We start from the raw sequence: 19,983 nt of genomic DNA, 5'->3' as shown, positions 1-19,983 counted from the left end.
GATTCGAATGCTAACGACGACGTGATTCGGGACACAGGTTGGCCGGATGACCGGCAGCGATCACCCCGCGTGAACATCTGTCAACTGTGAAACACCCCTATTCCGAGCGGGATTGTCCGATTTTCGCTGCCCGCGAGTGCCCCTCCGCCGATGTACGCGCACCCCCGACCCGGCGCGATTCTCACGAGAGTTCCTCATTTTGCGGTGCCGGGTCGGCCACCCCGGACAAGCGGTCGATACCGTGTGCGAATGGCCACCGAGGACACCGCGCCCATTCCCCTGCACACCACCGTGGCGCGGCCCAGCGTCCGCACCGTCGCGGCCCTGTTCGCCGGCGGCGCGCTGCTGATCGCCAGCACCTTCCCGGACCTGGCAATCGTGCCGCTGCCGACCGACAGCGGCGGGTTCCGGCTGGCCATCACCGCCTGGGGCATGGACCTCGGGCTGGGCCACTCCATCCAGCAGTACGTCGGCGTCGTCACGCTGATCGTCGGCCTCGCCCTGATCGCGGTCGCCGCCGCCTCGCTGCGGGCCGAGTTCCGCTGGACCCGCAACGCCTCCCTGATCGCCGGCGGCCTCGGGGTCGGCGCCGGCCTGCAGCTGGCCGCCGCCGGCTACGGCACCGGCACGGTCCTGGCCCAGCTGGCCAGCGCCAGCGGCGAGCAGATCACCGCGAGCATCGGCCCCGGCATGGTGATCGCCCTGCTCGGCGCCGTCGCCTCCCTGCTCGCCATCGCCTTCCCGCCTCGGCAGGACCTCGTTCCCGTCGAGGAGCCCGTCGTCGTGGAGCGGCTGGAGGACAACGACGAGGTCCTCGACGAGGAGTGAGTGTCGGAAACCCGGCCCCGGCTTCGACACCGGGGCATGCTGACTGAATTCACCGCCACCCTGGTCCGCAGCCCGGCCAAGGGCGGCTGGACCTACGTGGTCTGGCCCCGATCCGCCGAGTTCTTCGGCACCCACGGCCTGGTCAAGGTGCGCGGCACCGTGAACGGCGTGCCGTTCGAGAGCTCCTTCATGGCCCTGGGCGACGGCAACCACAAGCTGCCGGTGAAGGCCGCCGTCCGCAAGGCCATCGGCAAGGACGCCGGCGACGAGGTCCGCATCCGCCTCACCGAACGCCTCTAGCGGCCGCCGCGGCGCGCCCCGAACGTCAGGAAAGGACCTTTCCTGACGTTGAACGTGAGGAAACGCGCTTCGATCTTGGACGGTTGGACCAGCGGTCGGGCCGCCAGGCTCGATTGCCTGTCGGGCTTTTGCGTCGACTCGTCGGACTCTTGCGACCAAGTGTCGTAATTCGTATAGTCCGGTGCACGTGGTCCCGCACCCTGCCTCGTGGGACCAGGAAGCGAGCAGTCGATGAAGCCTGCCAACCCTGTATTTGGCATGCCCGTGTTGCTGGCCGCGACGCTGATCGCCTCGGGGGCCGCGCTGGTGGCCGGGGCCGTTCCCGCCACGGCGGCCACCTGTCCGACCACCGCGTCCGGCGGCGCGTCCGTGCCGTTCCGCACCGTGGAGGCCGAGTGCTCGGCCACCAACGGCGCGGCCGTCGGCCCCGACTACACCCAGGCCAGCCTGGCCTCCGAGGCGTCCGGCCGGCAGGCCGTGCGCATCAACCAGGGCCAGTACGTCGAGTTCACGCTGCCGGCCGCGGCCAACTCGATCAACGTCCACTACAACCTGCCCGACGGCAGCTCCGGCCGGCTTTCCGTGTACGTCAACGGAACCAAGCTCGCCAGCGGGCTGTCGGTGACGTCGAGGTACATGTACATCGACACCGGCTGGATCCCCGGCGCGAAGAATCACCACTTCTTCGACGACTCGCGGCTGCTGCTGGGCCAGAACCTGGCCGCCGGGGCCAAGGTCCGGGTGCAGGCCGACGGCGGCGACGTCAGCCAGGCCACCATCGACCTGGCCGACTTCGAGCAGGTCGGCGGGGCGGCGGCGCAGCCGGCCAACTCGCTGTCGGTGACCGACTACGGAGCCACCGCCGACGACTCGTCCGACGACTCGCAGGCCTTCCGCAACGCCATCGCGGCGGCCAAGTCGCAGGGCAAGACGGTGTGGATCCCCAGCGGCCGGTTCGAGATCCCGTCCGCGCTGGCGGTCGACCAGGTGACCATCACGGGTGCCGGCCCGTGGTACACCACCTTGCACGGCAACAACATCTTCAACAACGGCAGCGCCTCGGGCAACATCAAGCTGTCCGACTTCGCCATCTTCGGCGACGTCACCGAACGCAACGACGGCAGCCCGGACAACGGCTTCCACGGCGTGCTGGGCAACGGGTCCTCGGTGCAGAACCTGTGGATCCAGGACACCAAGTGCGGCCTGTGGCTGATGAACGGGGCGTCCAGCAACCTGACCATCGCCAACAACCGCATCCAGGACACCATGGCCGACGGCGTCAACTTCGACGGCGCCGTCACGAACTCCACGCTGTCCAACAACTATCTGCGCAACAACGGCGACGACGGCCTGGCGCTGTGGTCCAACGGGCAGGCCGACTCGGGCAACTCGCTGACCAACAACACCGTCGTGCAGCCCAACCTGGCCAACGGGATCGCGCTCTACGGCGGCTCCAACAACACGGTCAGCGGCAACCTGGTGCAGGACACCAACGCCCTGGGCGGCGGCATCCTGGTGGCCAACCGGTTCAGCAGCGTCCCGCTGAGCGGCACGATCACCTTGTCCAACAACACCACGCTGCGGGCCGGGGCGCTGGATCCCAACTGGCAGTTCGGGGTCGGCGCGCTCTGGTTCGACGCCCGCGACCAGGCGATCACCGGGGTGGCCATCAACGTCACCAACTTCAAGGCGATCGACAGCCCGTACGAGGCGATCCAGTTCATCGACGGCAACGGCGCCGGCAAGGTGATCCAGGGCGTCACCATCAACGGCGCGACCGTGCAGGGCGTGGGCACCTTCGTGCTGCAGTCACAGACCCAGGGCACGGCGTCGGTCAGCAACCTGACCGCGAGCGGCGTCGGCGTGGTCGGCACCTACAACTGCCCGTACCCGACGTCCATCCCGAAGATGACGTTCAACGGCTCGGGCAACAGCGGCTACAGCGGCACCTGGGGCGACTGCTCGACGTGGCCGCCGCCCAACTCGGGCCCGCCGGCGCCGCCGACCTCGGGCACCAACCTGGCCAAGGGCAAGGCGATCTCGACCAGCGGCTCGCAGGGCGGCTTCCCGCCCGGCAACGCCAACGACGGCGACGCCAACACCTATTGGGAGAGCGCGAACAACGCCTTCCCGCAGACGCTGACCGTGGACCTCGGCCAGGGGTACTCGATCAACAAGGTGGTGCTGAAGCTGCCGCCGTCGAGCGCCTGGGGCGCCCGCACGCAGACGATCACCGTGCAGGGCAGCAGTGACGGCAACTCGTGGTCCACGCTGGTCGCGTCCCGCGGCTACACGTTCGATCCGGCGTCCGGCAACACCGCGTCGGCCTCGTTCGGCACGACCACACAGCGGTTCGTGCGGCTGACCTTCACCGCGAACACCGGCTGGCCGGCCGGGCAGGTCTCGGAGTTCGAGGCTGACATGGCGTGAAACGGTTACGGGGCCGCACTTTCGGTGCGGCCCCGTAGTCGTCACTCCTGCTCGGTGGGCGGCAGGTAGCCGTGGCCGGACAGGTCGAACCAGTTGCCCTCCGGATCGATCGCCCGGTACTCGGCGAACGGCCGGGTGGTGTGCCGCACGGCCGGCTTCGGCAGCCCGGCCTCGACCAGGTTGGTCATCGCCCCCTCGACGTCGTCCACGTGGAAGCCGAAGTGGTTGAAGCCGGTGGGCACGTCCCCGTCCAGCGCCTGCTGGATGATGGCCAGGTTGATGTAGCCGTCGGTGAGGAACTGGCTGCCGTCGGGGTCGGTGTGGAAGATCCGCATGCCGAACTGGTCCCGGTAGAAGTGGGCCAGCTTGACCGCGTCCCGGGCGGTGAAGGCGAGATGGCGCAGCTTGGCGGTGGGCATCGATACTCCTGTGTTGGTCAACGAGGGCCAGCGGGAACCATGTTGTGGAATGCGGTGATCAGCCATTCGCCGTCGCGGCGCTCGACCACGGCCTGGGCGTGCGTGCGCACCAGCAGGCCGTCGACACCGTCCACAGTGGTCACCACGTGGACGACGGCGGCGTTGTCGTTGATGAACCTGATCGTGGGGGTCTCCGCGGTGAGCGTGGTGTCGCGGAAGCGGGACTCGAACAGCATCTGATGACCCTTGGCCACCATCTCCCGGCCGTGCTGCTCCTCGCCCCGCACGTTCACGAAGTCGGTGTCCGCCGCGAAAACCGCGGCAAACCGCTCGCCGGAGCCGGCGGCCCAGCCTTCGGTCATGCGGGCCCAGAGGGCCTTGATCTCGTCGCTCACGCGGCCACCGCCTTCACCTTGGTACGCAACGGAAGCGCCGCCCCGCTGGGGCTCCACGCCTCGACGTTGTAACTCGTCATGCCGTTCATCTGCTCCAGGTAGCAGATGATGTTCACTGGCCAGCCGGTGCCGGCGAACACGTGCTCGTCCATCGCCGTCGGCCGGGACGACAGCGCGCAAGCGCGCTCGGCCGGCACGCGGGTGATCCGGTGCCAGTCCGGGTGCATGTGGATGGAGCCCAGGATCTCCAGGCCGTCGCGGTCGGCTTCGTGGTGGATGCGGAGCAGGTCGGCGGGATCCAGCCAGTAGCCGCGGTCGGTGTTCTCGTAGGCCGCGCCGAACTTGGGCACGATGCTGGTGGCGAACTCCTCGACCGCGGCGCGCGAGGTGGTTCGGGCGTTGGCGCCGAACGCCAGCCGGCGCACGTGGCTGACCGACGGCGCGGAATCGCCGAGCAGGACGGCGAAACAGGGCAGCGGGTGCTCGGGCGTGAGGCTCTCGTACACCGGCAGGGCGACGGTCAGGAACGACTCGACGACATCGGGACAGAGCACCACGGCAGGGGTGGGATGAGTGGGCATGCGGATGTTCTCTCCAACCGGGAACCTCGTTGGTGCGATCGAGGATGCCGCATGTTCGGCGGTTATTACTTCAGAGTTCGGTCAGAGATGTTTGCAGTCAAACGACTGGAGGCAAATGGTTGACATTTAAACAAGTTGAACGCCGCTTGATACGTCGTTCGGCGCAACTGCTGCCGTCAGGCGGGCTCAGCTAACGGGCGGATGACCCCTATGAGCCCATGCGGCGCACCGCGATCGCCGCCCGCAGCATCGGCAGATCGGCCGGCCGCGTCGGGTCCAGACCAGTGAGCCGGCCGATGCGACGCAGCCGGTTGTCGACCGTGTTCGGGTGCACGCCAAGAACGGCCGCGGTGGCGTTGCGGCGCAGACCGGTGTCCAGGTAGGCGTCGAGGGTCCGCAGCAGGTCCTCGTCCACTGGGTCGAGGGCGGCGGCCAGGCGAGCGCTGGCCTCGGTGGGCCGGGTCAGCTGGTACTCGAGCAGCACGTCGTCGAGCCGGTAGACGCCCGATCCTCGGCGGGTTTTCACCGCCACCTCAAGGATTTCCCGCGTCAGCCGGGCCGCCTTCGGCACCGCGGCAGGCGTTGCCGTCTCCACCGCGACGGTGACCTCGGCACCGGCCGCGGCGGCGAGCCGAGCGTGCGGGATGTCGGCGACCGGCAACAAGGCGATGCCGCCGGTCGGGGACAACGCCGTCAACACGTCGTCGCGGCCGAGGCTGGCCAGCTCCAGTCGTACGCGACTGACCTTGCGCCGGGCCGCCATGACATGGTCGACGCCGGGCCGCGACTCGTCCGGATGCGGGCCGATGGCCAGCGCGGCCACCAGGTAGTGCTCGCGGAGCCGGATGCCGGCCCGGTGGGCCGCGTCGGTGGCGTCGCCGCCGTCGACCAGGGCGGCCAGCAGCGCGCCCCGAGCCGCCTGGGTCTCCCCGGCCGTGCTCTCCCGGTGCTCCAGAAAACCGGACGCGATCGCTTGGTGCACAACATGTTGGAAGGTCAGCACCGCACCGAAGAAGTCGATCAGCTCCGCGTTCTCGGCCCGCTCCAGCTCCGACCGCAGCTGGGTGACACATTCCTGGAGGCCGAGCAGGTAGGCGTCGAGGATGGCCTCCATCGGGATGCCCTCCTCGCCGCGGGCGATCGCCGACTCGCGGGCCTGCGCCGTCAGCTCGGCCGCGGGCACGCCGCCGTGGGGCAGCGACTCGACGAAGCCGCGCAGGGCTCGCTCCGCCATCGGGCGGACGTCGCCGGTCAGGGCCTCGACCGGCATCGAGCCGTAGGTCGGCAGCCGCCGCACCAGCCCGTCCAGCACCCGGTCCACCAGCGCCGGGACGTCCACGTCGGCCAGCATCGTCGCCTCCCCCGTTGTGATCCGTCACAACCATCATGCCGGCAGGGTGGGTGGATTCGCCGTGCGCTGCCGACAGCCTCTGGTGGAGGATTGTGAAAGACACCAACCGGGAGGGTTCGGCATGGCCTTCGGCGACTTCCAGTACGAGATCTACTTCGGCGGCCTCAACGGCGTGCTGCCGACCATGCCGATGGTCTACGAGGAGCTGGAGGCACGGGCCACGCGGGCGATGCCGCCGTCGCTGCTGTCCTATGTGGCCGGCGGGGCCGGCGACGAGCACACCCAGCGCGCCAACGTGACTGCGTTCCAGCGCTGGGGCCTGATGCCCCGCATGTTCGTCGGCGCCAAGGAACGGGACCTGTCCGTCTCCATGTTCGGGCTGACCCTGCCGTCACCGCTGTTCATGGCCCCGATCGGCGTGCTCGGGCTGTGTGCCCAGGACGGCCACGGCGACCTCGCCGCCGCCGACGCCGCCGCGCGGACCGGCGTGCCGCTGGCGCTGTCCACCCTCACCCAGGACCCGTTGGAGGACGTCGCGCCCCGGCTCGGCGACACCCCCGGCTTCTTCCAGCTCTACACGCCCACCGACCGCGAGCTGGCCGAGAGCCTGGTGCACCGGGCCGAGGCCGCCGGTTTCAAGGCCATCATCGTCACGCTCGACACGTGGATCCCGGGCTGGCGGCCGCGTGACCTCACCACTGGCAACTTCCCGCAGCTGCGGGGCAAGTGCCTGGCCAACTACACCTCCGACCCGGTGTTCCGGGCCCGGCTCGGCAAGGATCCGGCGGAGGACGTGCAGGCGACCGTCGGCCTGTGGGCGCAGCTCTTCGGCAACCCGCTGACCTGGGACGACCTGCCGTGGCTGCGGTCCATCACCTCGCTGCCGCTGATCGTCAAGGGCATCCAGCACCCCGACGACGCCCGCCGGGCCCGCGACGGCGGCGTGGACGGCATCTACTGCTCCAACCACGGCGGGCGGCAGGCCAACGGCGGCATCCCCGCCCTCGACTGCCTGCCCGGCGTGGTCGCCGCCGCCGACGGCCTGCCCGTGCTCTTCGACTCCGGCGTCCGCTCCGGCTCCGACGTCGTGAAGGCCCTGGCCCTGGGCGCGACCGCCGTCGGCTTGGGGCGTCCCGTCGCCTACGGCATGGCCCTGGGCGGGGCCGACGGTCTGGTGCACGTGCTCCGCTCCGTGCTGGCCGAGGCCGACCTGACCATGGCCGTCGACGGCTACCCGACGCTCGCCGACCTCACGCCGGACAGCCTGCGACGCACCTAGTCAGTCCTTGGGCTTGTCGGCGGGGGGCTCGTTGTTGTTGTCGGCGGAGTCGTCAGCCGGGCGCTCCTCCGACGCCGGCCCGTCGGCCGGCGGCTGGGGGCGGGCGGCGAACTTGGACCAGACCTTGCCGGCGGCCTCGGAGATCACGCCGCCGACCTCGTTGAGCACCTTGGCCAGCGGGTCGGTGGTCTCGACGAAGGCGTCGCGGTAGGACTTGGCCGCGGACTTGACGTCGTCGGTCCACTGGTTCTGCGGGTCGTCGGTGCGCTGCGGGTAGGTGCCGCCCAGGATCTCGCGGTACTCCTCGCTGTCGGCCCACTTCTGCAGCTCGGCGGCCCGCACCACGGCCAGCGGGTGGCTCAGGTCGATGACGTTGAGCACCTTGAGCACGCTGTCCCGGACGTCGCCCGAGGACTCGTACTCCTGGGCCTGGGCCAGGAAGGCCTCGGTGTCCACTTCGGACGGATCGACGGCGCCGGCCAGCAGCACGTGGGTGCGCAGCGCGGTCTCGGGGTCCTGGGTGCACAGCAGCCCGGCGCGGTCGGCGGACAGCTCGGCCTTGCGGTACCACTCCCGCAGCGCGGCGATGACGGCCCGCAGACCCCAGTAGCCGACCGGCATCCACGACATGCTGGTGAGCAGTTGGAGCAGGCGCAGCAGCATGGTGCGGTACAGCGCGTGACCAGACAGGGCGTGCCCGACCTCGTGCCCGATGGCGAACCGCAGCCCCTCGGTGTCCAGCGCCTCCACCAGACCGGTGGTGATCACGATGAACGGCTCGTCGAGGCCGATCGTCATGGCGTTGGGCCGCGGGTCGCGGGTGACGTACAGCTCCGGCACGGGCGTGACGTCGAGGATCTCGGCGCACTCGTTGCGGATCTTGTCCAGCTCCGGGTACTGGCGCGGGCCGACGCGGATGGACGAGGACAGCGACAGCAGCCGCTCACCCCGCTCGGAGAACGCGCCGCTGACCGCCCGTAGCACCTGGGCGAAGCCCGGCACCGAGCGCAGCGTGGTCAGCGCGCCGCGGTCCGCCGGGTGTTCGTACGCGCGCGGGCTGATGCCCGGGAAGCGCACCCGGCCCTCGCTGAGGGCCACCGCACCGGTCGAGTCGTCCGCAGAAGTCACTCCACCACAGTAGCCACGCCCGCCGCCGGGTGTGGCGGAATCAGGTGATCGTTAGGATCGGCCCATGCGGATCTGCGTTTTCTGCGGCTCGTCCAACGGGCTCGACGTGCACCTGGAGGCGGCCCGCCTGGTCGGCCGGACGCTGGCCGAGCGGGGCATCGGCGTGGTCTACGGCGGCGCGAAGGTGGGCACCATGGGCGCGGTGGCCGACGCCGCGCTGGCCGCCGGCGGCGAGGTGATCGGAGTGATCCCGGAGAGCCTGGTGAACTGGGAGGTCGCCCACCAGGGCCTGACCGAGCAGCACATCGTGGACGGCCTGCACGCGCGCAAGGCGCTGATGGCCGAGCTGTCCGACGGCTTCATCGCGCTGCCCGGCGGCGTCGGCACGATGGAGGAGCTGTTCGAGGTGTGGACCTGGGCCCAGCTCGGCCTGCACGACAAGCCGGTCGGCCTGCTGGACGTGGACGGCTTCTACGAGCACCTGCTGCGCTTCACCGACACCATGGTGGAGACCGGTTTCCTGCGCAAGCCGTACCGGGACGTGCTGCTGGTGGACCGGGATCTGCCGGCGCTGCTGGAGAAGTTCACCGACCACCGGCCGCCGACCCGCAAGTGGTCGCAGGAAGGCTGACTGGCGTTCGGGTGACTTGAGTCGAATCGCGACCTTCCGCTGCCACACTGGACAGTGGGAGGTGCGTCGCCATGGAGCTCCCGATTTCCGCTATCCGCCCCTACTTCTCGGTGATCGTCCTCGAGGGCGAGGACTTCGCCGGCCTCACCGGATTCCTCGAAGCCTCCGGCCGCGGCGACGTCGTCGCCCGGCACGAGGCCGAGGACCTGGTGGCGTTCGTGCGCCGCCGCGAGGACCCGCCGACCTGGGCCGGCCCCGAGGCCGGCTTCGTCGACGTGACCCATCAGCTCACGATTGTGGTGCGGCGCGGCGGTTTTGTCGTCGTGTGCACGGACAAGCCGAGCCAGGAGCGGCTGCAGACCTGGCTGGACCGGCAGAGCTCGCTGCGCCGGTACCCGTCCGAGGTGCTGGAGAGCGCGCTGATCCGGGGCGAGGTGAAGAACCTGTGGCTGCGGGGAATTCACCGGCGCACCAGCGTGAAGGCCGACGGCAAGGTGCTCAGCGGCAGCAGCGTGGAGCAGACGCTCAGCCCGCACGAGGACGGCTCCTACGTCGCCGGCTCGGCCCGGGCGGCGCTGCCGTCACGGCCGGATCTCCTGCTGCTCAAGGGAAACGCCGGGACAACACCACGTAACGCGTTGGTGTGGCTGAGTCAACGGGCCGACTTCCAGACGTTCACGGCGATGGCCGCCGAACTGCTCGACCTGTTGGAGGAGGCTCGGGCCCAGGGCGCCGAGCGGCCCGATTTCCTGACCATGCTGGCGAGTCCGGCCGACATCGACGAGGTCCGCGACGCCTTCGAGGTGATCGTCGAGGACCCCGACACCCTGCCGCCCGGCTCGCTCAGCGACGAGCTGCGGGAGTTGGCACTGTCCGTTCGGGACAGTCCGCCGGCCGTCACCGGCTTTCCCGACTCCGCCGCGTTCACGCTCGACGGCGCGGAGGTCGTCCCGGAGGCGGTCGGCGACAAGATCCGGCTGGACGGCGAGTCCCCGATCCTGGACACCGACCTGCTCACCGTCTACTACCAATCCGGCCACTCCTACAGCCGCGGCCGGTTCTGGCAGGCCCGCGCCCCCGAGTACCCGTTCCGCAACTGGCGGTTCGAGGACTTCCAGGGCTGGGACATCCGGCGGGAGAAGCCGCGGGCCGACTCACCGCAGCGCATCCACGACCGCATCGGCAGCGACACCTCGCTGTTCGACTGGGTCGCCCGCGCCTACGACCACGGCTGGCTGATCTGTGACGACGGCCCCGGCGAGGTCGCCGACTTCCTGCACATCTCGGCCGCCCGCACGCTCAGCCTGATCCACGTGAAGTCGGCCAAGAGCCATTCCCCGGTGCGGGACGTCTCGGCCGCGGCGTACGAGGTGGTGGTCAGCCAGGCGGTGAAGAACCTCATCTACGTCAGCCGCGGCCACCTCCGCCAGCAGCTGACCCGGCCGCCGGTGCGCAGCCCCGCGTCGTGGATCGACGGCCGACGGGTCCGTGGCCGGCGGGACTTCCTCCGCCAGCTCGACGCCCGCGTGGCCACCGACGAGACGCGGGTCGTCATCCTGCAGCCGCATGTCAGCCAGCGCGTGTACGACCAGCTGCGCGGGCCGGCCGGCCACGGCTCCCCCGAGCTGATGCGCCTGCACCTGCTGGAGTCCATGCTCAACTCGGCCCGCCAGTCGGCCACCGGTCTCAACGCCGACCTGGAGGTGATCGCCAGCAAGGAGTGAGCTTCCCGCCGGTCGGCCGTGGTCGGGGGCCGGGTCACGGATCTACCGTCGGTGGATGGACCGCCAGCTGGCCGCCGCGCTGGAGTCGGGATCGTTCGCGCACGGGTTGCGGACGGCGATCAGACTGCGCCGCCTCACGTTGGAGCAGGTGCAGCACGAGCTGGCCGACCGTGGCGTGGTCGTCAGCGCGGTGACGCTGAGCTACTGGAGCCGGGGCCGCAGCCAGCCGGAACGGGCCGAGTCGATCAGGGCCGTGCGGCTGTTGGAGGACATCCTCGACACGCCGACCGGCGGCCTGACCGCGCTTCTCGCTCCGCCCCGCCCGCGCGGCCCCCGCCGGGCGCATGTGGCCGTGAGCATCGACCGCCAGCGGCTGTGGGACGAGGCGCATCGGCTGGACCGGGTGATGGCCCAGCTCGGCATCCTGGACGAGGAACGGCTGTGCCTGCTGTCCGTACACGACCGGTTCCAGCTGGACGAGCACCGCCGGCCGGTCCGGCTGTCGATCACCGAGGTGGTGCGGGCGCAGCGAGACCGGGTGGACCGAGCACTGGTCATCTTCCAGGGCCGGGAACTGGGCCGCACGCCGCGGCTGTCGGTGGTGCGCGGCGGTTGGCCGGGCCGGGTCCGCACCGACGAGGAAGCCGGTTTCCTGGTCGCCGAGGTGATGCTGGACCGGATCATCGACCGCGACGAGACCGCCGTCGTCGAATGCGCGCTCCAGTACAGCGGCGAACCGGAGAAGATGACCGATTACGACCGCCGGCTGCCCTACACGACCCGCGCTTATCTGCTGGAGGTGGAATTCCATCCGACGGCGCTGCCGGTCCGCTGTCACGCCACCACCCGGCCGACCATCGAGCACGCCCGGCGGGACACGCACGAGCTGGCCCTGGGCGGCGCACCCCACGCCCACCTGGCGCTGTTCGACGTCGAGCCGGGCATCCACGGCCTGCGCTGGGAATGGGAATAACAGTTTCAAACAGTGTTCGGGCGTAGCCGAAACACAGTGTCCCGCGATGCGGGCGGCCCACTTGTCCTGATTGGACCCGTGCCAATACCGTCCGTCTTCCCTGCATTCGATAGACGGAGAGACCCCTGCCATGCACGCATCCCTGATCGCCCTGGCCCTGGGCGCGTCCCTGCTCGCGCCGGCCCAGGCCGCCGGCCCGGTCGGCGCGCCCGCCGGCCACCTCGGCGGCACCGCCGCCAACCGCACCAACGACCACTGGAGCGGCTACTCCGCCCACTCCGCCAGCTACAGCTCGGTGTCGGCCAGCTGGGTCGAGCCCAACGTGGACTGCCGCACCGGCGGCGAGGTCGTGTTCTGGGTCGGCCTCGACGGCGACGGCAACGACAACGTCGAGCAGACCGGCACGCATGTGCTGTGCCAGAACGGCCGCGCCATCCACACTGGATGGTGGGAGACCTACCCCTGCTACAACATCATCGACTACAGCCACACCGTCAAGGCCGGCGACAAGATCGACGCCACGGTGGCCGACAACGGCAACGGCACGTACCAGCTGTACCTGCGGGACGAGACCCAGGGCTGGACCGAGCAGCCGAACAAGCGGGCCTGCTCCGGCGCCGGCGACGTGTCGGCCGAGGTGATCACCGAGACGCCCATCTACTCCAGCGGCCCGTCCGCGCTGGCCAACTTCGGCACCGTCACGTACACCAACGTCACCGTCGACGGGCAGCCGCTGAGCAGCTCCAGCCCGCAGGCCATCGACATGGCCCGCCAGGGCCGCACCATCGACACCACCTCGGCGATCAGCGGCGGCAACCGCTTCAGCAACACCTGGCTCGCCACCAGCTGAACCCTCGCGAGTCCCGCTGTGGAGCAACCGAAACACAGGTTTCGGCAGAACTGAGACCAGGTCTCAGTTCTGCCCGATCTCTACATTCAGTTGCCGGAGAGCGGGACTCGCGAGGCGTTGGGGGTGCCCGTCTGATCCACATCGGGCGGGGCGTCAGCCCGCGGATCAGGCGGTCCCGCTAGATTCGCCCCGTGAAGGCACTGGCCCAGGGCGCGTCCATGCTCGTGGTGATCGTGATCGTGGTCGGCGGCACCGCCGGCATCGGGGCCGCGCTGGGCCTGGGCGGCGTGACCATTCTCGCCGGACTCACCGCGCTGTTCTGCTTCATCGCGGCCAACGGCGGACCGCTGCGAGCCGACCTCAAGTTGCTGGCGGTGTTCGCGCCGGTGGTGGTCATCGGCGGCGCGCTGCCGCGGCTGCTGGGCGAACTGTCGCATGTGGCCGGCGTGGTGGCGCTGGTGATCGTGGTGTTCGTCGCGGCACTGCTGCCGGTGTTCGGCAGCCGCTTCGTGACGGTCGGCCTCGGCCTGGGCATGGCCTCGGTGTTCGGGTTCGGCTTCCAGATCACCGGCGGCGCCAGCGGCTGGCAGATCATCGGCGCGCCGGCCGTCGCGGTCGGCGTGGTGATCATCCTGCGCACGCTGATGGGCGCCGGCGACCCGGACAAGCCGACCCGGGTGGCGCTGGCCGACGCCCTGATCGGCAACACCGGCTCGGCCGAGCGGGCCGCCCGGGTGTGGCTGGCCGACCGCCCCCGCGTGTGGCAGTCCCGGGTTCTCGGTGCGGCGGCACGGTTCCGCGCGACGATGACCGTCCTCAAGGACCGCCAGCGGGCGCTGCCGGCCGCCGAGGCCGAGGCGCTCGGCGAGGTGCTGGCGTCGGCGCGGGCCCAGATGGACACGCTGGCCGCCGCCGTGAAGGCGAAGTCCACTCCGGACGATCTGCCGCCGGTCACCCGCGCGGAGCCCGGCGTCCCGCTGCCCGGCGCGACCGGTCGGCTCCTCGACGACGCGTGGCGCATGGTCGATTCGGTGCACGAGGCCGTCACCACGCGCGATCGGTCCACTTCGGACTTTCCCCGGCACTTCATCCGGCAGCTGCTGCGACGCGAGATGGAAGGCGCGTTCTCGTGGCGTTCGGCCCAGCTGCGGCACGCCATCCGCTGCGCGCTGGGCATGGCCATCGCGCTGACGATCGCCTCGTTCCGGCCGGGCGACCCGCTGACGGTGTCGTTCCTGATGACCACGTTCGCGATCATGCAGCCGGAGTGGCGGGACACGCTGACCAAGGCGTGGCAGCGAGTCGGCGGCGCGCTGGCCGGCGCGGCCGTGCTGGCGCTGGTGCTGTGGCTGCTGCCGCAGTCGGCGCTGCTGCCGATCGCCCTGGTGGCACTGCTGGTCGGCTTCCCGTTCATGCAGACGCAGCCGATGTTGTTCAACGGCTGCATGGTGTTCCTCAGCGTCGGCATGAACGCCTCCACCCGGCACCTCGACCCCGTGCACACACTGATCGAGTACGTGCTGCTGATGGCCGGTGCGGTGGCGATCGGCCTGCTGTTCGGCTTCCTCGCCGTGCCGGGCGTGCCGCGGCCGCCGCTGAGCGCCCGGCTGGCTGACGCGACCACGGAGATCCAGCGCCTGCTGGGCCTGGTGTCGAACCTGCTGCGCGGCGACGAGGTGTTGGGCCGCACGGTCGGCTTGCGGTTCCGGGAAGCCACTCGGGCGCACCAGAACCTCATCGCGCCCGCACCAGGCAGCAAGGCCCCGGCGGCCGACCAACAGGAAGCGCTGGACGAGGCCAGCGACGGCCTGCGCGGCCTGGCCGGCTCGTCGCTGGCGTTGTTCCGGCTGGGCAACACCGCCCCGGCCCTGGCCGAATTCACCGCCGACGCCGCTCGCGCGCTGGACAACGGCGTCGAGCCGCCGGAGCCGCCGACCGGCCTGGACGACGAGCAACAGCTCATCGCCGACATGGTCGTCGCCGACCTGCTCCGCGTGCGGCATGCTCGACCGGCGCTGGCCTGACCGAACTCACCCCGCAGCGCTCTCCCGCAACCAACCGTCAGGCCGGGCCTGACAAACCACCCCTCTTCGCGCTACGGTGTCAGGCACAGCCTGACACCAAGGGAGGGACACCGTGCTGAATTGCTCGTTCTGCACGAAGAGCCAGGACGACGTCGAGAAACTGGTCGCCGGCCCGGGCGTCTACATCTGCGACCGCTGCGTCGACCTGTGCGCCACCATCATCGCCAAGGAGAAGTCGCCGGGCCGGGTGCCGGAGTGGTCGGAGCTGTCCGACGACCAGATGCTCGACCGGCTGCCCCGCATCGCCGGCACCGTGATGCAGGTCGAAGAGGGGCTCGACCAGTGGGTCGGCGAGCTGCGCCGGCGCGGCGTGACCTGGGTGCGCATCGGCGAGAAGCTGAGCATGACCAGGCAGTCCGCGTGGGAACGCTTCACCAAGCCGGCAGACGACGACGCCGCGTCAGCCGCAGAGGATCGGCCCGAGTAGGCCGCAGTCGTTCGTCGTGGTCGTCGGGCCGCCGGTAGTTTTGGTCGGCTTGGGTGGCTTCGGGGGCTTGGTCGGTTTGGCCGTCGTGGTGGTCGTCGACGGAGCGGTGGTCGTGGTGGTTGTCGTCGTGGTGGCGGTCGGCGACGACGGCCGCGAGGTTCTGGTCGGTCTGGGGTGGGTGACGGGCGCCGGGGCCACGGGGTCGGTGGTGGTGGTCGTGGTCTGCGCGGGGGCGGCGGGCTGGCCCTGGAAATCGGTTGTCGCCGGCGGCGGCATCTTGACCAGGGCCATGCCCAGCACCACACCCGCGATCGCGGACACCACGAGCGCGGTGCTCGCGCTCATCATCCGGTCGAACGGGGTACTCGCGGCCCGGCTCACTGTTGCGCCCTCCCGATAGTGGTTCACCAGCCAATACGCGCCCGATCGGGCAGCGGTTCAGGGGCTAGCCTTGATCGCGTGACACTGGGGCGGATCACAGTTGACGGCGGGGAGATCCACTACGAGACGGCGGGCGCCGGCAGCCCGGTGGTGCTGCTGCACCTGGGGGTGCTCGGCATGGCGATCTGGGACCGTGAGTTCGAGCAGCTGGCGGCCGAGCACACGGTCGTCCGTTACGACGCGCGCAATCACGGACAGTCGTCGACGGCGACCGGGCCGTGGTCGCACCACGACGACCTGCGACGGCTGTTGGACGAGCTGGGCATCGAGCGGGCCACGCTGGTCGGCGAGTCGCTGGGCGCGCGGACGTCCATCGACTTCGCGCTGACCTGGCCGGATCGGGTGGACCGGCTGCTGCTGGGCGCGCCGGGGGCCAGCGGCATGATCCATCACGACCCGTTCATCCTCGACCAGCTGCAGCGCATGATCAGCGCCCAGAGCGTCGACGAGGCCGTGGAGGCGCAGCTGCGAATGTGGGTGGACGGCCCGAACCGGACGCCGGAGCAGGTCGACCCCGAACTGCGGGCGTTCTGCCGGCGGATCAAGACCGACACCCTCGCCCGGCACATGCGGGGCTGGGGCATCCAGCCGGTGGAGGTCGGCGCGCTCGACCGAATGGCCGAGCTGACCATGCCGATCACCGTGGTGCTGGGCGAACTCGACTCGTCGGACATCCACGACGTCGTCGACCGCATCACCAGGGACGCGCCACGGGCCGAGCTGGTCACGCTGCCGGACACCGGCCACGCGGTGAATCTGGAACAGCCCGACCGCTTCGCCGAAATCCTCCGCGCGGTCATCCCAAGTGGACGGTGAGGGCTGCCCCTTCACCGGTTCGCCGTAGCGTGACCTGACCGGAAACCTGGTCAGCGACGCGCGGGTGCGGGTAGAACATGGGGACCCTGTCCTGAAGTGGAAGGATCGCCATGCGACTACGCCGCAGCGTCAGCTCGGTCCTGTCGGTAGGACTCATGGCCGGCCTCACCCTGGTGGCGGTGGCCGCCCCCGGCTCGGCGCGACCGGCGCCGGCCAAGCACGCGGTCGCGCAGGGCTACTTCGGCGCGGTCGTCTCGGACACGCCGGAGTCGACGCAGGCCGGCATCGACGTGCTGCGCCGGGGCGGCACCGCCGCCGACGCCGCCGTCGCGGTGGCAGCCACGCTCGGCGTCACCGACCCATACGTGGCGGGCATCGGCGGCGGCGGATACCTGGTGTACTACGACGCCCGCACCCATCAGGTGTCCACAATAGACGGTCGCGAGACCACGCCGGCGGCCGACAACCAGAACATGTTCCTGGATCCGGCCACCGGCAAGCCGTACGCGTTCCCGACCGCGGTGACCAGCGGGCTCTCCGTTGGCGTGCCCGGCAACCTGGCCGCGTGGCAGCGGGCGTTGCAGCGCTGGGGCCGGTTCAGCCTGGCCGACAACCTGCGCCCGGCCGAGGAGGTCGCCGACCACGGCTTCGTCGTCGACGCCACCTTCCGGGAGCTGACCAGGGAGAACGCTTTCCGGTTCAACCAGTTCTCCTCGACCGCCAAGCAGTTCCTGCCGGGCGGCGACCTGCCGGTGGTCGGCTCCACCATGCGCAACCCCGACCTGGCCAACACCTACCGGGAGATCGGCCGCAAGGGCATCGGCGCGTTCTACGGCGGCTCGATCGGCGCCGACCTGGTGAACACGGTGCAGCACCTGCCGCTGGCCCCGGGCGCCACGCTCAAGCCGATCACCGGGCCGATGCTGCTGTCCGACCTGAGCTCGTACCAGGCGCTGGACACCCAGCCCACGCACGTGAACTACCGTGGCTACGACGTGTACGGCATGGCCCCGTCGTCCAGCGGCGGCATCACGGTCGGCGAGTCGCTGAACATCCTGAACACCTTCGACCTCAAGGACATGGACAAAGTCCAGGCCCTGCACCACTATCTGGAGGCCACACGGCTGGCCTTCGCCGACCGCAACCGCTACATCGGCGACTCCCGCTACGTTTCCGTGCCACAGCAGCAGTTGCTGTCCCCGCAGTTCGCGGCCAGCCGGGCCTGCCTGATCGACCCCACCAAGGCCGGCGCCAGCCCGGTCGCCCCCGGCAACCCGTCGTCGCCGGGCTCCTGCGCCACCACACCGGCCGCGTCGACCAGCGACCAGGAGAACCACACCAACCACTTCGTGGTGTCCGACGCCTACGGCAACGTGGTGTCCTACACCAACACCATCGAGGAGCTGGGCGGCGCCGGCATTGTCGTGCCCGGTCGGGGTTTCCTGCTCAACAACGAGCTGACCGACTTCAACTTCACGCCCACGCAGGGCTCCGCGCCCGACCCGAACCTGCCGGCGGCGGGCAAGCGGCCGCGGTCCAGCATGTCGCCGACGATCGTGCTGCAGCACGGAAAGCCGTTCCTCGCGGTCGGTTCCCCCGGCGGCTCCACGATCATCACCACCGTGTTGCAGATCCTGATGAACCGGATCGACCTAGGCATGAACCTGGAGGACGCCATCGCCGCGCCGCGGGCCTCGCAGCGCAACTCGGCGACCACCACGGCCGAGCCGGCGTTCATCGCCGCTTCGACCACGCCCGGGTTGCAGGCGCTGGGCCAGTCCTTCGCGGTCAGCGACACCTCGCCGCTGGATCCGACGATCAAGATCGCGCCGACCATCGGCGTGGCCTCCGGCCTGGAGTTCAAGCCGGGCGGCCGGGTCATCGCGGCCGGTGAACCCTCGCGGCGCGGCGGAAGTGCCGCCGCTGTCGTGTTGCCCACGTGCTACTGTGATTGACATGCAGCGCGCACTCGTCACGACGACGCCGGACCCAGTCCCGGCGCGCTGATTCACGTACTCAAGCGACAGTGCTGAATTTTTGGCCCCGGGGCGAGTGCCCCGGGGCTTTCGCGTTGCCGGTCACTCGCCTCACGCAGACGAGGAGACCACGATGTACGACCACCGCAAGCTCGGCCGCGAACTGGGCCTGTTCGACACCGATCCGCTGATCGGCGCCGGTCTGCCGTACTGGCTGCCCGATGGGGCGGCCGTCCGGCACGTGCTGGAGGAGTACGTGCGAGACCTGGAACGCCGGGCCGGGTACCGACACGTGCATTCGCCGATCATGGGCAAACGCGCGCTGTTCGAGCAGTCCGGGCACTGGTCGCACTACAACCACGACATGTTCCCACCGATGGAAGTGGGCGGCGAGCAGATGGTGCTGCGGCCCAGTCTGTGCCCGCACCACGCCCTGATCTACCGGTCACGGGCGCACAGCTACCGGGAACTTCCCTTGCGCATGGCCGAAATCGGCGGCATGTACCGGGCCGAGCTGTCCGGCGTGCTCGGCGGGCTGTCGCGGGTGCGGTCCATCCAGCTCAATGACGCGCACGTGTTCTGCACCCCTGACCAGGTGCTCAACGAGGCCCGGTCGGCGCTGGAGCTGATCCAGCGGGCGCACCGGGATCTGGGCGTCAAGCCCGTGCGGTACCGGCTGTCGCTGCGGGGCGACGGCGGCAAGTACGTGGACAATCCCGAGCTGTGGCAACGATCGGAGGCGCTGCTGCGGGAGGTGCTGTCCGGCGTCGACCACGAGGAAGCCGTCGGCGAGGCCGCGTTCTACGGGCCGAAGATCGACATCCAGATCGCCGACAGCGCCGAGCGGGAGTCCAGCATCTCCACCGTGCAGATCGACCTGCACCAGCCCGAGCGGTTCGACCTCAGCTACATCGGCCCGGACGGCGCCCGGCACCGGCCGGTCATGGTGCACCGCAGCCTGATCGGCAGCATGGAACGGTGCATGGCCCACCTGATCGAGGTGTACGGCGGCGCTTTTCCGGCCTGGTTCGCCCCCGTGCAGCTGGCCGTCCTGCCCGTCAGCGACGACGAGCTGCCGGCGGCGGCGGTCGTGGCCGAACGCTGCCTGGATCTTGGACTCCGAGCGGAAGTCGTTGGGTCGGAACGAGGTTCGCTGGGCGCACGGATCCGTGAGTCGCGGCTTGTGCCGTACCAGGCGGTCATCGGGCCCAAGGAGCTGGCCAACGAGGAGGTCGCCCTGCGGTTGCGGGACGGCCGTCGGCTGGACCCGCTGTCAGTCGACGAAGCCTTGGGCCGCATCGGGGAGTTGGTGAATCGCCGGTCGCTGGACCTGTGGGCGGATTAGGCTCC

19 protein-coding genes are annotated in these 19,983 nt (G+C 70.2%); 14 read left to right on the top strand and 5 right to left on the bottom strand.

Going from position 1 to position 19,983, the window contains the following annotated elements; genetic code table 11:
• The first annotated feature begins 249 nt into the window (after window positions 1–249).
• The 3 genes from JJ691_RS05740 (at window position 250) to JJ691_RS05730 (ending at window position 3,558) form a co-directional block, all read left to right on the top strand.
• Entirely contained in the window at window positions 250–828 is a 579-nt protein-coding gene (locus JJ691_RS05740; protein WP_211767745.1) for a hypothetical protein, read from the top strand.
• A 36-nt stretch (window positions 829–864) separates the two neighbouring features.
• Complete coding sequence (locus tag JJ691_RS05735) at window positions 865–1,128, top strand: DUF1905 domain-containing protein (RefSeq protein WP_211767744.1); 264 nt, start codon at window positions 865–867, stop codon at window positions 1,126–1,128.
• Window positions 1,129–1,386: 258 nt separating this feature from the next.
• Entirely contained in the window at window positions 1,387–3,558 is a 2,172-nt protein-coding gene (locus JJ691_RS05730; RefSeq protein WP_249227712.1) for a discoidin domain-containing protein, read from the top strand.
• 41 nt (window positions 3,559–3,599) lie between these two features.
• On the opposite strand, the gene JJ691_RS05725 is transcribed toward JJ691_RS05730, so the two are convergent.
• From JJ691_RS05725 to JJ691_RS05710, 4 genes are all read right to left on the bottom strand, one after another.
• A complete protein-coding gene (locus JJ691_RS05725) occupies window positions 3,600–3,977 on the bottom strand; it encodes a VOC family protein (RefSeq protein WP_211767742.1) in 378 nt (125 codons plus the stop codon).
• A gap of 17 nt (window positions 3,978–3,994) precedes the next feature.
• Complete coding sequence (locus JJ691_RS05720) at window positions 3,995–4,372, bottom strand: SgcJ/EcaC family oxidoreductase (RefSeq protein WP_211767741.1); 378 nt, start codon at window positions 4,370–4,372, stop codon at window positions 3,995–3,997.
• Entirely contained in the window at window positions 4,369–4,953 is a 585-nt protein-coding gene (locus JJ691_RS05715) for a hypothetical protein (protein WP_211767740.1), read from the bottom strand. Before JJ691_RS05715 ends, JJ691_RS05720 begins: the two co-directional genes overlap by 4 nt.
• Window positions 4,954–5,161: 208 nt before the next feature.
• Entirely contained in the window at window positions 5,162–6,304 is a 1,143-nt protein-coding gene (locus tag JJ691_RS05710; protein WP_211767739.1) for a PucR family transcriptional regulator, read from the bottom strand.
• Window positions 6,305–6,425: 121 nt separating this feature from the next.
• Here JJ691_RS05710 and JJ691_RS05705 point away from each other — a divergent pair, with 121 nt between their 5' ends.
• Window positions 6,426–7,583 (top strand): alpha-hydroxy-acid oxidizing protein, encoded by a 1,158-nt coding sequence (locus tag JJ691_RS05705; RefSeq protein ID WP_211767738.1) that lies wholly within the window; start codon window positions 6,426–6,428, stop codon window positions 7,581–7,583.
• On the opposite strand, the gene JJ691_RS05700 is transcribed toward JJ691_RS05705, so the two are convergent.
• Window positions 7,584–8,711, bottom strand: a complete 1,128-nt coding sequence (locus JJ691_RS05700) for a M48 family metallopeptidase (protein WP_249227711.1) — start codon at window positions 8,709–8,711, stop codon at window positions 7,584–7,586.
• A 64-nt stretch (window positions 8,712–8,775) separates the two neighbouring features.
• Between JJ691_RS05700 and JJ691_RS05695 the strand changes: the two genes are divergently transcribed.
• The 10 genes from JJ691_RS05695 (at window position 8,776) to thrS (ending at window position 19,978) form a co-directional block, all read left to right on the top strand.
• Window positions 8,776–9,342, top strand: a complete 567-nt coding sequence (locus tag JJ691_RS05695; RefSeq protein WP_211767737.1) for a TIGR00730 family Rossman fold protein — start codon at window positions 8,776–8,778, stop codon at window positions 9,340–9,342.
• A gap of 71 nt (window positions 9,343–9,413) precedes the next feature.
• Window positions 9,414–11,066, top strand: a complete 1,653-nt coding sequence (locus tag JJ691_RS05690; RefSeq protein WP_211767736.1) for a hypothetical protein — start codon at window positions 9,414–9,416, stop codon at window positions 11,064–11,066.
• 55 nt (window positions 11,067–11,121) lie between these two features.
• A complete protein-coding gene (locus JJ691_RS05685; protein WP_211767735.1) occupies window positions 11,122–12,039 on the top strand; it encodes a hypothetical protein in 918 nt (305 codons plus the stop codon).
• A 130-nt stretch (window positions 12,040–12,169) separates the two neighbouring features.
• On the top strand, window positions 12,170–12,889 hold the full coding sequence (locus JJ691_RS05680) for a G1 family glutamic endopeptidase (protein ID WP_211767734.1): 720 nt from the start codon (window positions 12,170–12,172) through the stop codon (window positions 12,887–12,889).
• Between the two features lie 191 nt (window positions 12,890–13,080).
• Window positions 13,081–14,913 (top strand): FUSC family protein, encoded by a 1,833-nt coding sequence (locus tag JJ691_RS05675; protein ID WP_249227710.1) that lies wholly within the window; start codon window positions 13,081–13,083, stop codon window positions 14,911–14,913.
• A 112-nt stretch (window positions 14,914–15,025) separates the two neighbouring features.
• Window positions 15,026–15,400, top strand: a complete 375-nt coding sequence (locus tag JJ691_RS53040; protein ID WP_211767733.1) for a ClpX C4-type zinc finger protein — start codon at window positions 15,026–15,028, stop codon at window positions 15,398–15,400.
• A 49-nt stretch (window positions 15,401–15,449) separates the two neighbouring features.
• Complete coding sequence (locus JJ691_RS05665; protein ID WP_211767732.1) at window positions 15,450–15,800, top strand: hypothetical protein; 351 nt, start codon at window positions 15,450–15,452, stop codon at window positions 15,798–15,800.
• Between the two features lie 59 nt (window positions 15,801–15,859).
• Window positions 15,860–16,657: an alpha/beta fold hydrolase gene (locus JJ691_RS05660; protein WP_249227709.1), complete on the top strand. Its 798-nt coding sequence runs from the start codon at window positions 15,860–15,862 to the stop codon at window positions 16,655–16,657.
• Between the two features lie 110 nt (window positions 16,658–16,767).
• The gene (ggt, locus tag JJ691_RS05655; RefSeq protein ID WP_211767731.1) at window positions 16,768–18,612 is read left to right on the top strand and encodes a gamma-glutamyltransferase; all 1,845 of its coding nucleotides are present in this window, start codon (window positions 16,768–16,770) and stop codon (window positions 18,610–18,612) included.
• Window positions 18,613–18,709: 97 nt separating this feature from the next.
• Entirely contained in the window at window positions 18,710–19,978 is a 1,269-nt protein-coding gene (thrS, locus tag JJ691_RS05650) for a threonine--tRNA ligase (RefSeq protein WP_256449368.1), read from the top strand.
• Window positions 19,979–19,983: the final 5 nt, after the last annotated feature.

The sequence above is a fragment of the Kutzneria sp. CA-103260 genome (genome assembly GCF_018263855.1).
Classification (GTDB): domain Bacteria; phylum Actinomycetota; class Actinomycetes; order Mycobacteriales; family Pseudonocardiaceae; genus Kutzneria.
Note: the sequence above shows the minus strand (reverse complement) of the source record. Positions and strands in the feature narration are given on the sequence as shown.